This window comes from Sulfitobacter sp., from assembly GCF_041552635.1.
In the GTDB taxonomy this organism is placed as follows: Bacteria; Pseudomonadota; Alphaproteobacteria; order Rhodobacterales; family Rhodobacteraceae; genus Sulfitobacter.
On the sequence record NZ_JBFEKM010000033.1, the window covers coordinates 1 to 13,613 of the forward strand.

Below are 13,613 nucleotides of genomic sequence, written 5' to 3' on the forward strand. Positions count from 1 at the left end.
ATGGCGGCAAGCCAGCCCATCACGCTCTACAAGCACTGGAATGTCTTCTCGAAGGCGGTGATCGGGGCGCAGTGGTTGTTCACCAAAACTGGCATGGGCGCGTCGAACCAGTTTGAATCGGCCGCCTTTATCCGGTCCAAACCCGGTATCAAATACCCTGATATCCAGTATCATTTCCTGCCGATCGCGGTGCGCTATGATGGCCAAGCCGCAGCTGAAGGGCATGGGTTTCAGGCCCATGTTGGCCCGATGCGGTCCACCTCGCGCGGGGCCGTCACATTGGCGTCCAGCGATCCTGCGGATGATCCAAAGATCTTTTTCAACTACATGTCGCAGGACAAGGACTGGGAGGAGTTTCGCAATTGTATCCGCCTGACCCGCGAGATTTTCGGCCAAGACGCATTCAAGCCTTTCGTCAAACACGAAATCCAGCCCGGTGCCGCACTGCAAACCGATGCGGAACTGGACAGCTTTATCCGTGAGCATGCGGAATCCGCCTACCACCCCTGTGGCACCTGCCGGATGGGTCGTGCATCTGATCCAGATGCCGTTGTCGATCCCCAAGGGCGCGTGATCGGAGTGGACGGGCTGCGCGTCGCCGACAGTTCGATCTTTCCACGCATCACAAACGGCAACCTGAATGGGCCGTCGATCATGGTGGGCGAAAAGATATCTGACTATGTTTTGGGGCTTGATCCGCTTGCAGCATCAAACGATGCGCCTTGGATACATCCTGATTGGGAAACGTCGCAGCGGTGATGCGAGTGTCCAACCGAAGATAAGATGTTAATAGAAAATTAACTGAAGTTAATATTCGTCCTTGAAAGGGACCCCAAACCGGCGCACAGCGGGGCATGTTTAAATTTGTTTCCTGTTTGTTCGTCTTGGCCGCCTTTGGCCTGATCACGCCCCCCGCCGCTGCTGTCGAGGCAAAGATAAGCGGGGCGATCCGCGTCATTGATGGCGATACGATTGACGTGAACGGCATCCGCATCCGTTTGTTTGGCATTGATGCCCCCGAGGGCGATCAAACCTGCACGTCCCGCCGCGGCAAGGTGGCATTGTGCGGCGACTGGGTGTCGGGGCAGGTACGCAAAACCTACCAAGGGCGGCAGGCGAGTTGCCGACGCGTCGACACCGACCGCTATGGGCGCACGGTGGCACGCTGCGCCGTGTCGGGCGTTGATATGGGGCAGGATCTGGTCGCGCGGGGGCTGGCCTTTGCCTATGCAAAATATTCACAGGACTACGTCGCGGTTGAGGCCGCAGCAATGCAGCGCGGGCACGGCATTCATGCCTATCAGCTGATCCGTCCCGCCGCGTTTCGCGCGGAAAAGAAAGCCGGTCAGGTAAAGCACGTTCAAAAGACCAGCCAAACAGGCTGCACGATCAAAGGGAATATCAGCGCCAAAGGCGTGAAAATTTACCATAGCGAAGGTCAACGCGATTATAAAAAGACGCGTATCAGCACCAACAAGGGCGAACGCTGGTTCTGCACGGGTGCGGAGGCGCGTGCCGCCGGGTGGCGCGCGGCCAAACGTTGATCATTCGACCTGATAGGGCAGGACATCGCGCAGATTCGGGTCGACGACCAGCTGGCGTTCGAGCGGTGGAACCGATCTTTGATGGCAGGCCTTGCGTTCGCAAATCCGGCAGGAAATCCCGATAGGTTCGAACGCCGACGCGCGGCTGGTGTCCATTCCGTCGGCATAGACCAAGGCGGGGGCATGGCGCACTTCGCAGCCCAATGAGATCGCATAGCGTCGTACCGGTGCCCCGAACCGCCCCGCTGGCTTCGAGATGTCGCGCGCCAAAGAAATATAGCGCACGCCGTCCGGTGTTTCTGCCAATTGGCGCAGAAAGCGGCCCGGCGTTTCAAAGGCGCTGTGCACATTCCACAACGGGCAGGCCCCGCCGAACCGCGCAAATTGCAACCGCGTGGCTGAATGGCGCTTGGTGATGGTGCCCGCCTGATCGACGCGGACAAAAAAGAACGGAATACCCTTGGCACCGGGCCGCTGCAGCGTCGACAGCCGGTGCGCGACCTGTTCGATTGATGCCCCGAATTTACCCGATAGCACCTCTAGGTCGTGACGGCAGCTTTGCGCGCTGGCCAAGAACGTCGCGTAGGGCATCAGGGCCGCCCCGGCAAAGTAATTGGCCAAGCCGATCTTGGCGATGTCGCGGGCCGCAGGGGTGTGGAAGCGGGCAAGGTCCAGTGTCGCCTCAAGCAGGTCATTTTGGCGCGTCAAAGCGACCTGAAGCAGCAGTTGAAAAGTCTGCGTTTCACGCGGCGCGCGGGTGGAAAGGTGCAGCACGCGCGTCTCGGGGGCAAAGCGGCGTAGGGGTTCGACGTCATCAAAGCTGACAGAGATGGAGGAGGCCTTGAGCGCGTCAATCGCACTGCGTTGCAGGCCGCGCGCATCGACTGCCAAGCGGGCGAAATGTTCGGCGGCACGGTCAACCGGATCAATGTAGTTGTCGCAATAGTGAAAGAAGTCGCGGACTTCTTCCCACGGGCTGGGCGTTGTGCGGGAATCCTCGCGCCCCAAGGCTTCGTCTAGGGAGGCAAGCCGTTCATGGGTTTGGCGGTGGCTTTGGTGCAGCTTGATAAAAGCACGCGCAAGGGCAGGGGCATTTGAAGCCGCAAGTTGCAGGTCGGCTAGGGGCAGTTTGTCGCCCTCGAACAGTGGGTCTGACAGCACCTCGCGCATGTCGCTGATCAGGCGTTCACCGTCACCGCTGGACAGTTCGGTGACATCCATGGCGAATTCTGACGCGAGCGCCAACACCACCGTCGTGCTGACGGGCCGGTTGTTGTTTTCCATCTGGTTCAGATAGGGCAAGGAAACACCCAGCTTCGCAGCGAAGTCCTTTTGGGTATGGCCCATTTTCGTGCGAACTTCGCGTAGCTTTGCGCCAGCGTAAAGCTTTTGGGTCGCCATGCTGATCCCGCCCTTTGCAAATTTGCATTCAGGTCCAAGACTAGCTTTGCAAATTCATCCCCGCAAGGGGTGGGCTATCGCAGGCCAAGCGCCTTTTCGCGGCGGATCACCACAAGGATCGACGCCACGCCTGCCGCCGCTGTCAGCAGCATGATCCACAGCAGCGGATAGGCCCCCGTTTCTTTGGACAGAAGGGAACCTGCCAGAATGCTGAGGCCCGCGCCGCCGCCGATCATGATCGCACCACCCAAGCCGGATGCGGTTCCGGCAAGGTAGGGACGCACCGACAAAAGGCCCGCTGTGGCGTTGGGGATGCACAGGCCGTTGCCAAGCCCCACAAGCGTCATCATCCCGAAGAATGTGACAGGGCTGCCGTAGCCCGCCAGAAAGATCAGCATCGACACCGATCCGCCGACCGCATTGGCAAGGCATCCGCACAACACCAACGTATTCACGCCAACCTTTGTGGCCATGCGCGCCGTGATGAAGTTGCCGACAAAGTACCCGACGGCCGGTGCCCCGAAGTAAAGGCCGAGCTCGGCTGGTTCCATCCCGAACACTTCGCTGCCCACAAAGGGCGCGCCGCCCAGATAGGCGAAAAATGCGCCCGAACAGCAGGCTGCCGCCATGGAATAGCCCCAAAACCGCGGCGAGGTCAGCAATTCGGGATATTCGCGGAACTGCTGCGCCATGGTTTTGCCAGACGCGACAGAGGTTTCGCCCAAATCGTACCAAGTGACGGCAAGGACGATGCCGCCGATCGCGAACATGGCCCAGAACGTTGCCTGCCAGCCAAAGACCTGATCCAGCACGCCGCCAATTGCGGGCGATATCATCGGGACAACTGCCATGCCCATCGTCACATAGCCGATCATCGACGCCGCTTTATCTTGGGTGAACATATCACGCACGACCGCCCGGCTAAGCACCATTGTGACCGCTACGATCGCTTGGGCGCAGCGGCACAGCAGAAAGATCTGGGTGTTCGGCGAATAGATGCACCCCACCGTCGCCACCATAAAGATCACAAGCCCCCACAGCAGCACATTCCGGCGCCCGATATTGTCAGACACAGGCCCGATGATCAGCTGCAAGCCAGCGCTGAACAGCAGATAAAGCGGGACAGACAACTGCATCACCGCGTAATCGGTGTCGAAATAAACCGCCATTGCAGGCAGGCTTGGCAGGAACATGTTCATTGCCAGCGCACCAATTCCCGACAGCAGGATCAGCGTTAAAATATGCGGGGGACTGGTTTTGTCCAAAAAACGGACAGTATTTGTATCATCCATGCAAATGCATTTATGCCTATGGTTGTAGCTTGTCTACGCACTTCCAATAACTTCGCAAATTTGCAATTAGCAAGATGCATCCTGTATAAAGTATGCAAATTTACTAAAAGGAGCTTGGGTGGACGGCCTTCCAAAGCTAGTATGGACCAAATCTAGCAGAGGTGCGTCATGAAAGATATCCTGGAACAGCTTGAAGATCGTCGCGAAGAGGCCCGTCTTGGCGGTGGCCAGAAACGCATTGATGCGCAGCACGGGCGGGGCAAGCTGACCGCACGCGAACGCATTGATCTTCTCTTGGACGAAGGCTCGTTCGAGGAATTCGACATGTTCGTCACCCACCGCTGCACCGATTTCGGGATGGAGCAGCAAAAGCCCGCAGGCGACGGTGTTGTTACGGGTTGGGGCACGATCAACGGGCGTTTGGTTTATGTTTTCAGCCAGGATTTCACGGTCTTTGGTGGTTCGCTGTCCGAAACCCACGCGCAAAAGATCTGCAAAATTCAGGATATGGCGATTCAGAATGGTGCGCCCGTCATCGGGATCAACGATTCCGGTGGTGCGCGTATCCAAGAAGGCGTTGCATCGCTTGCCGGCTACGCCGAGGTGTTCCAGCGCAACATCGAAGCCTCTGGCGTGATTCCGCAGATCAGCCTGATCATGGGGCCCTGCGCGGGCGGTGCTGTCTATTCTCCGGCCATGACGGACTTTATTTTCATGGTCAAAGACACGTCCTATATGTTCGTGACCGGCCCTGATGTGGTCAAAACCGTGACCAACGAACAGGTCACCGCCGAAGAGTTGGGCGGTGCATCCACCCATACGCGTAAATCTTCGGTGGCCGATGCCGCGTTTGAAAATGACGTCGAGGCACTGGCCGAAGTCCGCCGTCTGGTTGATTTCCTGCCCGCAAACAACCGCGAAAAACCACCGGTCCGCCCGTTCTTTGATGAACCTGACCGGATAGAGGCGTCGCTTGACACGCTGGTGCCCAGCAACGCCAACACGCCCTATGATATGAAAGAGTTGATCCACAAGCTGGCCGACGAAGGTGATTTTTACGAAATTCAGGAAAACTATGCCAAGAACATCCTGACCGGCTTTATCCGTATCGAAGGCCGCACAGTCGGGGTTGTCGCGAACCAGCCGATGGTGCTGGCGGGCTGCTTGGATATCGACAGTTCGCGCAAAGCCGCGCGTTTTGTGCGGTTCTGCGATGCGTTCGAAATTCCGATCCTGACGTTGGTTGATGTTCCTGGCTTCTTGCCCGGAACCAGCCAGGAATACGGCGGCGTCATCAAGCACGGTGCAAAACTGCTGTTCGCTTACGGCGAAGCAACAGTTCCCATGGTGACAGTCATCACCCGCAAAGCTTACGGCGGTGCCTATGACGTGATGGCGTCCAAACATCTGCGTTCTGATTTTAACTACGCGTGGCCGACGGCGGAAATTGCGGTGATGGGGGCCAAAGGTGCGACTGAAATCATCCACCGTGCGGACCTCAAAGACCCCGAGAAAATCGTCAGCCATGCCGCGGATTATGAAAAGCGGTTCGCCAACCCCTTTGTTGCCGCCGAACGGGGCTTCATCGACGAGGTGATCCAGCCGCGCACGACCCGCAAGCGCATCGCGCGGGCCTTTGCATCGTTGCGCAACAAGAAAACTACGACGCCTTGGAAGAAGCATAATAACATCCCGCTCTAACTTCTCTGGCTCTTAAATATCCTCGCCGAAGGCATAAAAACTTTCGGCGCGACAGGAGACACACGCGTGACTGCGGTTTTGAAATCAAACCTGACAAAAGGCCCGCAAAAGACGGGGCGAGCGGCCATATGAAACTGGCCGCCGCCCTTATCCTTGCCGCAACGCCTGTGCTGGCCATTGATGTGCCCTCCGGTCAGGTGATCGACCTGCAAGAAGTGCTTGTCGATGAGATTGGTGCCGAAACATGGCTGCGCTTTCGTTTTACAGCCCCCCAGATCGCCCGAGATGGCGGGCAGATCGCCTATGCGCAGGCGGAACCAGATATGGCTTTCTTGTGTGACACACTGGCGATCCCCTACATGGCGCAGTATGCGCTGAGTGGCGATATGATCGTGATCTCTTTGGCGGACCGTATAACGGAATTCGGGGCACCTGACCCCGACGCCACGCAGTTTTTCGAAGCTTTTCGCGTAAATGGCGACACCTGTATCTGGGAGGCTTTATGATGCAACCACAACATCTTGCGCAGGGGGCTGCATGCGTCCTGCGAACTGCGACTTTGGAGTCACATTCTTGCCGATTGGAAAGAGCCCCGTATGCAATTCAACCTGCATGCGGTAAAGTATTTGCAAGGAATACCCGAGTATCCCTTACCGCAAATCCCGGGTCCAATTGGCATGAGGCAGTGTCGGACCCTTCATACAGTGACAGGAGACTTAGATGTCAAAGAGCATCACACTTTTGGCCGCATTCGGCCTTATCGCAGCCGTTTCGGCCTGCGCACCCAAGCAGCAAGAAGAATACGTTGTTGTCGCACCCGAGCCCATCTCGGTTGAGCCAGTATACACAGGCAAGTACAAGTAAGACTTGCCGGGGACAGGCGCATGCGCCTGTCCTCACGCCAACCACACCGCGCATGATCCCTGCAGTCCGGGGGCCATCATGCTGAAGCATCGCGGTTTTCCGGGGCGTATGCCCGGTTCGGACTTTCAATTCACCATCCGTCGCGCCAACCCCAAGGGCGTTACACCGCTGACCCGGCGCGAACGCCGCTCGGACCGCAAGTCGGTTGACCGGCGCGCAGATACGGCATTCATGCAGGCGTTGTGGGAATGCTTTGGCGACGAACCGTTCGAGCGCGGCAATCTGGATGCAGGCCGCTTGTCCTGGCTGTTCGGCCGCGAAGTCGTTGCGGCGCAAGACCCCTTTGACCCCGAAGACTACGAAGCGCTTCTGGTGATCAACGTCAATCTTGCCCGCGCGTCCTTTGCTGATGTGTTCGAGGATTGATCGTGATGACTGCTCGGCAGAAATCCGCAGATTTGGCCCGCGCGTTTAGCGGATTGCCGCCTGAATCCCTGCGGAATCTATGCAAAAGCACCATGCTGGTGGAACCTTTGGTTCAGGCCCGTGTTGATCTGTATATACACGGCGCAGATCAACACGGATCGAAAGGGAAAATCCAATGTCAGTCAAAAACATCATCCTCGTTATCACAGCCTGTGCAGGCCTTGCCGCATGTGGCGACACGATCGGCAAGCAAGCCCTTGGTGGCGGCGCAGTCGGCGCGGGTGCCGCAGCACTTACAGGTGGCAGCCTTGTTCAGGGCGCAGCGATTGGCGCAGGTGCCAACGTTCTTGCCTGCCAGACCGGCGCAGTGCGCTGCAACTGATCTAACGCGTGCTGTAACGGCACGCGCTGATCTTCTATATATTCGTCACAATTGCCCCGCTCAGCCTGTGCTGATGCGGGGTTTTTCCGTTCCCTCAAGACCCAAAAGGACAGCCCATGTTCAATAAGATCCTGATCGCCAACCGGGGCGAGATTGCCTGCCGCGTCATCAAGACCGCGCAAAAGATGGGCATCAAGACCGTCGCAATTTACGCCGACGCAGACGCCAAGGCGTTGCACGTGCAAATGGCAGACGAGGCGATCCATATCGGCCCGTCCCCCGCCAACCAATCCTATATCGTGATCGAAAAGGTGATGGCAGCGGTCCTGCAATCGGGTGCGCAGGCCGTGCATCCGGGCTATGGCTTTCTGTCCGAGAATTCGAAATTCGCCGAAGCGCTTTCGGCCGAAGGCGTTGCCTTTGTCGGGCCCCCTGTTGGCGCGATCGAGAAAATGGGCGACAAGATCACCTCGAAAAAGATCGCACAGGAAGCAGGCGTATCGACCGTGCCGGGCTATATGGGTCTGATCGCAGACGCGGATGAGGCCGTCAAAATCTCGAACGAGGTGGGCTATCCTGTGATGCTTAAGGCGTCAGCGGGCGGCGGCGGCAAGGGCATGCGCATCGCATGGAACGACGAAGAAGCCCGCGAAGGGTTCCAGTCTTCCAAGAACGAGGCCGCCAACAGCTTTGGCGATGACCGGATCTTTATCGAGAAGTTTGTCACCCAGCCGCGTCACATCGAAATTCAGGTGTTGTGCGATGCGCATGGCAACGGCATCTATCTGGGCGAACGCGAATGTTCGATCCAGCGCCGCAACCAAAAGGTCGTCGAAGAAGCGCCAAGTCCGTTTCTGGACGAGGCCACCCGCAAAGCCATGGGCGAACAGGCCGTCGCTTTGGCCCAGGCCGTGGGATACACAAGCGCAGGCACCGTTGAATTTATCGTTGATGGCGAACGCAACTTCTATTTCCTCGAGATGAACACACGCCTTCAGGTGGAACATCCCGTGACCGAACTGATTACTGGCGTCGATCTGGTCGAACAGATGATCCGCGTCGCGAACGGTGAAAAGCTGACCATCACGCAAGATGATGTCAAACTCACAGGGTGGTCCATCGAAAACCGTCTGTATGCCGAAGACCCGTATCGCGGCTTTTTGCCGTCTATTGGTCGCTTGACCCGCTACCGTCCGCCGATGGAGGTCGCCGCAGGCCCAATGCTGGCGAATGGGAAATGGCAAGGCGACGCGCCCGCAGGTGATGTGGCTGTGCGCAATGATACCGGCGTCTATGAGGGCGGCGAGATCAGCATGTATTATGACCCGATGATTGCCAAGCTGTGCACATGGGCCCCAACCCGCGCCGAAGCCATCGAGGCGATGCGCGTTGCGCTGGACAGTTTCGAGGTCGAAGGCATCGGCCACAACCTGCCGTTCCTGTCTGCCGTGATGGATCACCCGATCTTTATCGCCGGCGACATGACGACGGCCTTTATCGAAGAACAATACCCTGACGGTTTCCAAGGCGTTGAACTGCCAGAATCCGAATTGCGCCGCATTGCTGCTGCTACGGCGGCAATGCACAGGGTTGGCGAAATTCGCCGCACCCGCGTTTCGGGCCGGATGGACAACCACGAACGCAAGGTCGGCACGGCATGGAATGTAGCCATTCAGGGGCAATCCTACGACGTCGACATTGCCGCCGATCCAAAGGGTGCGACAGTGACATTCGAAGATGGCCATGCCATGCGCATTTCTGGTGACTGGACGCCGGGCGACCAGCTGGCCACGATGACAGTCGATGACGCACCGCTGATCTTTAAGGTTGGTAAAATCTCGGGCGGGTTCCGGGTTCGCGCCCGGGGTGCTGATCTGAAGGTACATGTGCGCAATCCACGGCAGGCGGAGTTGGCACGCTTGATGCCAGAAAAACTGCCGCCCGATACATCCAAGCTGCTGCTTTGCCCGATGCCGGGCCTCGTCGTTAAGATCGAGGTCGAAGTAGGGTCCGAGGTTCAGGAAGGCCAGAACCTGTGTACGATTGAAGCGATGAAGATGGAAAACATCCTGCGCGCCGAAAAGAAAGGCGTTGTCCTGAAGATCAACGCAAGCGCGGGCGATAGTCTGGCCGTTGACGATGTCATCATCGAGTTTGAATAAACACGATGGCCTGTGATGCACCCATATCCTCCCCTTTCGGCGCGGCGTTCGCTGTCGCGCCTGTGGGGTGGGCTATGGGTGTGGGTCAGTCAAATATCGTTCCAAACTTCTCTTTGGCATCGCGGATTTCGCGCTGCCGGATCGGCATCTTGTCAATGCTGCGGGTGATTTCACGCACGTCCCAAGGGCGTGGTTTGCGCAGTTTGATTTCGCCGTCCTTGCCCACCAGCACCAACATAAAGCCCCTTGGCCGCATTTTCAGCCGCAGCGCGCTGCGTGCCACAGGGTCCGTATCGGTCAAAACGATGACGTCGCGGGTGCGCAAATCATCGGTCTGTTCGCGCAATAATTCCATCTGCGCTTGGAAGGCGGGATCATCCTCACTGTCCGCAAAGACCAAAACGGGCCTCTTTTTCCAGTGGAATTCACTTAAATCGTCCATATCTGCCGGTAAAAACAGGGCTGGTTCCTGTGGTTCGGTGGCAGATTGTGCGGATGCCGTAACAGCAAACAATCCAGCAAAAACAAGGGCTATAACACGTTTCATCTTTTCTCCTGTCCCCCCTGATATAAGCTTCCTTGGCCCAATTGCGATGCACAATCTGTCCAAAGCCTCTGTTAAGCTTAATGCAAGAGGTCGCGCAGCATGAATAGCCTCATAGCGATTGATAGGCCGGATGTTCTGGCCGGTTTGCGAAGGTTGGGCAGAAATCTTATGGAAATTATCTTGCATGTTGGTGCGCATCGCACCGCCACAACAAGTTTTCAGCACTATCTGCGTGAACATGGTGCGGCGATTTCAGCTGCGGGGGCAGGTCTTTGGGGCCCGTTGCGAACCCGTAATGGTCTGTTTTCAGGTCTGTTTCCTGGTCCCGCTGCCACCATCCAGCGCCCGTCCTTGGACCGGGTGCGGGGGCGGGTCGCACTGCAACTGAACAAGTCGCGTGCGAACGGCGTCAAGAAGCTGCTGATCACCGACGAAAACATGATCGGGACCTCGCGGCATTGTATCAGCACAGGCACGCTGTTTCCGGCAGTTGGTGAACGGATGGCGCGGTATCATGCCGCATTCGGCAATGACGTTAACCAGGTCTTGCTGACAATCCGGTCGCCCGACACGTGGTGGGAATCGGCAGCCGCCTATAGCGTGCAGCGCGGGGCGTGTGTGCCGACACAGGCCAAGCTGGACAAACTCGCCTCGATGGCGCGCAGTTGGCGCGATGTCATTATTGACCTGGCCTGTGCCTTGCCGAATACCGAAATCAAGGTGAACACTTTCGAAGAATTCGCAGGCCGCCCCGATGCGTTTCTGGCGCAGGCGACGGGCATTGATGCACCCAAAGACAACCAGATGCGCTGGATGAACCGCTCACCTGACCTGCCGGCATTGCGCGCCATATTGACAGGGCGTGGGGACGACCCTGATCTGCTTCCTGATGAGACAGGCCGCTGGCACCCTTTCACCGAAGCACAATCGGCGATGATGCGCGAAACATATGCAGACGATCTGTTCTGGCTTGCTGCCGGGGCCGATGGTCTGGCCACCCTGACAGAGGATACCTCCCGTACAAGAGCAGGCAAAAGCCAGCCAGCGGGCGACATGAAAGAAGGACAAAACCATGACAGCCAACAAAGAAAACTGGCGCAATCTGGCTGAGGCCGAACTGCGCGGCCGGAGCATTGACGACCTGACGTGGCACACGCTTGAAGGGATCGACGTAAAGCCGCTTTATACCGCTGACGACGTTGAGGGGCTTGACCATATGGGCGGCGTGCCCGGGCAGGCCCCGTTTACCCGGGGCGTAAAAGCCACGATGTACGCAGGTCGCCCCTGGACGATCCGGCAATATGCGGGGTTTTCCACCGCAGAAGAATCCAACGCCTTTTACCGCCGTGCTTTGGCGGCTGGCCAGCAGGGTGTTTCCGTTGCTTTCGATCTGGCGACACACCGTGGCTATGACAGCGACCACCCCCGCGTGGAAGGGGACGTCGGCAAGGCTGGCGTGGCCATCGATTCCGTCGAGGATATGAAAATCCTGTTTGACGGCATCCCGCTGGACAAAGTGTCGGTCTCGATGACCATGAACGGGGCGGTGATCCCGATTTTGGCAAATTTCATCGTGGCTGGCGAAGAACAGGGGCACGACAAGGCGCTGCTGTCAGGCACCATTCAGAATGATATTCTGAAAGAATTCATGGTGCGCAACACCTATATCTATCCGCCAGAACCATCGATGAAGATCATCGGCGATATCATCGAATACACCTCTGATCACATGCCGAAGTTCAACTCGATCTCGATCTCTGGTTATCACATGCAAGAGGCGGGCGCGAATCTGGTGCAGGAGCTGGCATTCACGCTTGCGGACGGGCGTGAATATGTGCGCACGGCTATTGCTGCCGGTATGGACGTGGATAAATTCGCGCCGCGCCTCAGCTTTTTCTTCTGCATCGGCATGAACTTCTTTATGGAGGCCGCCAAACTGCGTGCCGCCCGTTTGTTGTGGTCGCGGATTATGGATGAATTCCAGCCCAAGAACCCCAAATCCGCCATGCTGCGCACCCATTGCCAGACATCCGGCGTGTCCTTGCAAGAGCAAGACCCCTATAACAACGTGATCCGCACGGCTTACGAGGCGATGTCGGCGGTTTTGGGCGGCACTCAGTCGCTGCACACTAACGCATTGGACGAGGCGATCGCGCTGCCGACGGAATTTTCATCTCGCATTGCCCGCAACACCCAGTTGATCTTACAAGAAGAGACCGGCGTGACCAACGTCGTCGATCCGCTGGCGGGCAGCTATTATGTTGAAAAACTGACCAGTGATCTGGCCGAAGCAGCTTGGAAGCTGATCGAAGAGGTCGAAGAGCTGGGCGGTATGACCAAGGCCGTTGCATCCGGCATGCCCAAGCTACGCATCGAAGAAGCCGCCGCGACCCGTCAGGCCAAGATCGATCGGGGCACGGATGTCATCGTTGGCGTCAACAAGTACCGCCGCGAAACCGAAGACGCGATTGATATTCTGGACGTGGATAACGTCGCCGTGCGCGACAGCCAGATCAAACGTCTGAAGTCCGTGCGCGACAATCGCGACGAGGCCGCTTGCACAGCCGCATTGGCGGAATTGACCCGCCGCGCGAAAGAGGGCGGCAATCTGTTGGATGGTGCCGTTGAGGCAGCCCGCGCGCGCGCTACGGTCGGGGAGATAAGTATGGCAATGGAAAGTGAATTCGGCCGCCACCGAGCTGAGGTCAAGACCCTTGCTGGCGTTTATGGTGCGGCCTATGAGGGCGACAGCGGCTTTGCCGAGATCCAGAAGTCGGTAGAGGACTTCGCCGAAGTCGAGGGCCGACGCCCCCGTATGCTGGTCGTCAAAATGGGGCAGGACGGCCATGACCGCGGTGCCAAGGTGATCGCGACAGCCTTTGCCGACATCGGTTTCGACGTCGATGTGGGGCCGTTGTTCCAAACCCCTGCCGAGGCCGCACAGGATGCTGTTGATAACGATGTTCATGTGATCGGGATTTCGTCGCAGGCGGCTGGCCATAAGACATTGGCACCGCAACTGATCAAGGCGCTGAAAGAGGCTGGTGCCGAGGATATTTTGGTGATCTGTGGCGGTGTGATTCCACAGCAGGACTATCAGTTTCTGTATGATGCCGGTGTGAAGGCGATCTTTGGGCCGGGGACAAATATTCCCAAAGCGGCCGAGGATATCCTGAAACTTATCCGCCAAGCGCGGGGCTGAGGTTTGCCAGTGAGGCTTTGCGACCCTCTGGCCGCAGTGCGCCGCAAAGAGAAGAGGGGGCTGTCTGCCCCCTCAAACTCCCCCGAGGATTT

General features: G+C 57.8%; 13 protein-coding genes. 10 read left to right on the forward strand and 3 right to left on the reverse strand.

What is annotated here, in order from left to right; all coding sequences use genetic code 11:
• Positions 1-759: GMC oxidoreductase (locus tag ABYT07_RS05735; RefSeq protein WP_372990064.1), on the forward strand; the 759-nt coding region annotated here is incomplete at its 5' end.
• Positions 760-854: 95 nt separating this feature from the next.
• Entirely contained in the window at positions 855-1,544 is a 690-nt protein-coding gene (locus ABYT07_RS05740) for a thermonuclease family protein (RefSeq protein ID WP_372990065.1), read from the forward strand.
• Here ABYT07_RS05740 and ABYT07_RS05745 read toward each other — a convergent pair whose 3' ends face one another.
• Both ABYT07_RS05745 and ABYT07_RS05750 read right to left on the reverse strand, forming a co-directional pair.
• Positions 1,545-2,945 carry a short-chain fatty acyl-CoA regulator family protein gene (locus ABYT07_RS05745; protein ID WP_372990066.1) on the reverse strand — a complete coding sequence of 467 codons (1,401 nt, stop codon included), beginning with the start codon at positions 2,943-2,945 and terminating at the stop codon, positions 1,545-1,547.
• A 74-nt stretch (positions 2,946-3,019) separates the two neighbouring features.
• On the reverse strand, positions 3,020-4,237 hold the full coding sequence (locus ABYT07_RS05750) for a multidrug effflux MFS transporter (RefSeq protein ID WP_372990067.1): 1,218 nt from the start codon (positions 4,235-4,237) through the stop codon (positions 3,020-3,022).
• A gap of 168 nt (positions 4,238-4,405) precedes the next feature.
• On the opposite strand from ABYT07_RS05750, the gene ABYT07_RS05755 reads away from it, so the two are divergent.
• The 6 genes from ABYT07_RS05755 (at position 4,406) to ABYT07_RS05780 (ending at position 9,772) form a co-directional block, all read left to right on the forward strand.
• Positions 4,406-5,938, forward strand: a complete 1,533-nt coding sequence (locus ABYT07_RS05755; protein ID WP_372990068.1) for an acyl-CoA carboxylase subunit beta — start codon at positions 4,406-4,408, stop codon at positions 5,936-5,938.
• 128 nt (positions 5,939-6,066) lie between these two features.
• Positions 6,067-6,444 (forward strand): DUF6497 family protein, encoded by a 378-nt coding sequence (locus tag ABYT07_RS05760; protein WP_372990069.1) that lies wholly within the window; start codon positions 6,067-6,069, stop codon positions 6,442-6,444.
• A 214-nt stretch (positions 6,445-6,658) separates the two neighbouring features.
• A complete protein-coding gene (locus ABYT07_RS05765) occupies positions 6,659-6,802 on the forward strand; it encodes a hypothetical protein (RefSeq protein WP_008226068.1) in 144 nt (47 codons plus the stop codon).
• 78 nt (positions 6,803-6,880) lie between these two features.
• Positions 6,881-7,228: a hypothetical protein gene (locus ABYT07_RS05770; RefSeq protein WP_372990070.1), complete on the forward strand. Its 348-nt coding sequence runs from the start codon at positions 6,881-6,883 to the stop codon at positions 7,226-7,228.
• A gap of 175 nt (positions 7,229-7,403) precedes the next feature.
• Complete coding sequence (locus tag ABYT07_RS05775) at positions 7,404-7,610, forward strand: hypothetical protein (protein ID WP_372990071.1); 207 nt, start codon at positions 7,404-7,406, stop codon at positions 7,608-7,610.
• 116 nt (positions 7,611-7,726) lie between these two features.
• Positions 7,727-9,772, forward strand: coding sequence for an acetyl-CoA carboxylase biotin carboxylase subunit (locus ABYT07_RS05780; RefSeq protein WP_372990072.1), 2,046 nt, complete (start codon positions 7,727-7,729; stop codon positions 9,770-9,772).
• An 85-nt stretch (positions 9,773-9,857) separates the two neighbouring features.
• On the opposite strand, the gene ABYT07_RS05785 is transcribed toward ABYT07_RS05780, so the two are convergent.
• Entirely contained in the window at positions 9,858-10,319 is a 462-nt protein-coding gene (locus ABYT07_RS05785) for a DUF4174 domain-containing protein (RefSeq protein WP_372990074.1), read from the reverse strand.
• Positions 10,320-10,487: 168 nt separating this feature from the next.
• Between ABYT07_RS05785 and ABYT07_RS05790 the strand changes: the two genes are divergently transcribed.
• Positions 10,488-11,429 (forward strand): hypothetical protein, encoded by a 942-nt coding sequence (locus ABYT07_RS05790; protein WP_372990075.1) that lies wholly within the window; start codon positions 10,488-10,490, stop codon positions 11,427-11,429.
• Positions 11,392-13,521: a methylmalonyl-CoA mutase gene (gene scpA, locus ABYT07_RS05795; protein ID WP_372990077.1), complete on the forward strand. Its 2,130-nt coding sequence runs from the start codon at positions 11,392-11,394 to the stop codon at positions 13,519-13,521. The genes ABYT07_RS05790 and scpA overlap by 38 nt, the downstream gene beginning before the upstream one ends.
• The last annotated feature ends 92 nt before the right edge of the window (positions 13,522-13,613 follow it).

Excerpts from the sequence above, each read along its gene's own strand:
- ABYT07_RS05740 (WP_372990065.1), top strand. The coding sequence starts at position 855 with ATGTTTAAATTTGTTTCCTGTTTGTTCGTCTTGGCCGCCTTTGGCCTG.
- ABYT07_RS05745 (WP_372990066.1), bottom strand. The coding sequence starts at position 2,945 with ATGGCGACCCAAAAGCTTTACGCTGGCGCAAAGCTACGCGAAGTTCGC.
- ABYT07_RS05750 (WP_372990067.1), bottom strand. The coding sequence starts at position 4,237 with ATGGATGATACAAATACTGTCCGTTTTTTGGACAAAACCAGTCCCCCG.
- ABYT07_RS05755 (WP_372990068.1), top strand. The coding sequence starts at position 4,406 with ATGAAAGATATCCTGGAACAGCTTGAAGATCGTCGCGAAGAGGCCCGT.
- ABYT07_RS05760 (WP_372990069.1), top strand. The coding sequence starts at position 6,067 with ATGAAACTGGCCGCCGCCCTTATCCTTGCCGCAACGCCTGTGCTGGCC.
- ABYT07_RS05765 (WP_008226068.1), top strand. The coding sequence starts at position 6,659 with ATGTCAAAGAGCATCACACTTTTGGCCGCATTCGGCCTTATCGCAGCC.
- ABYT07_RS05770 (WP_372990070.1), top strand. The coding sequence starts at position 6,881 with ATGCTGAAGCATCGCGGTTTTCCGGGGCGTATGCCCGGTTCGGACTTT.
- ABYT07_RS05775 (WP_372990071.1), top strand. The coding sequence starts at position 7,404 with ATGTCAGTCAAAAACATCATCCTCGTTATCACAGCCTGTGCAGGCCTT.
- ABYT07_RS05780 (WP_372990072.1), top strand. The coding sequence starts at position 7,727 with ATGTTCAATAAGATCCTGATCGCCAACCGGGGCGAGATTGCCTGCCGC.
- ABYT07_RS05785 (WP_372990074.1), bottom strand. The coding sequence starts at position 10,319 with ATGAAACGTGTTATAGCCCTTGTTTTTGCTGGATTGTTTGCTGTTACG.
- ABYT07_RS05790 (WP_372990075.1), top strand. The coding sequence starts at position 10,488 with ATGGAAATTATCTTGCATGTTGGTGCGCATCGCACCGCCACAACAAGT.
- scpA (WP_372990077.1), top strand. The coding sequence starts at position 11,392 with ATGACAGCCAACAAAGAAAACTGGCGCAATCTGGCTGAGGCCGAACTG.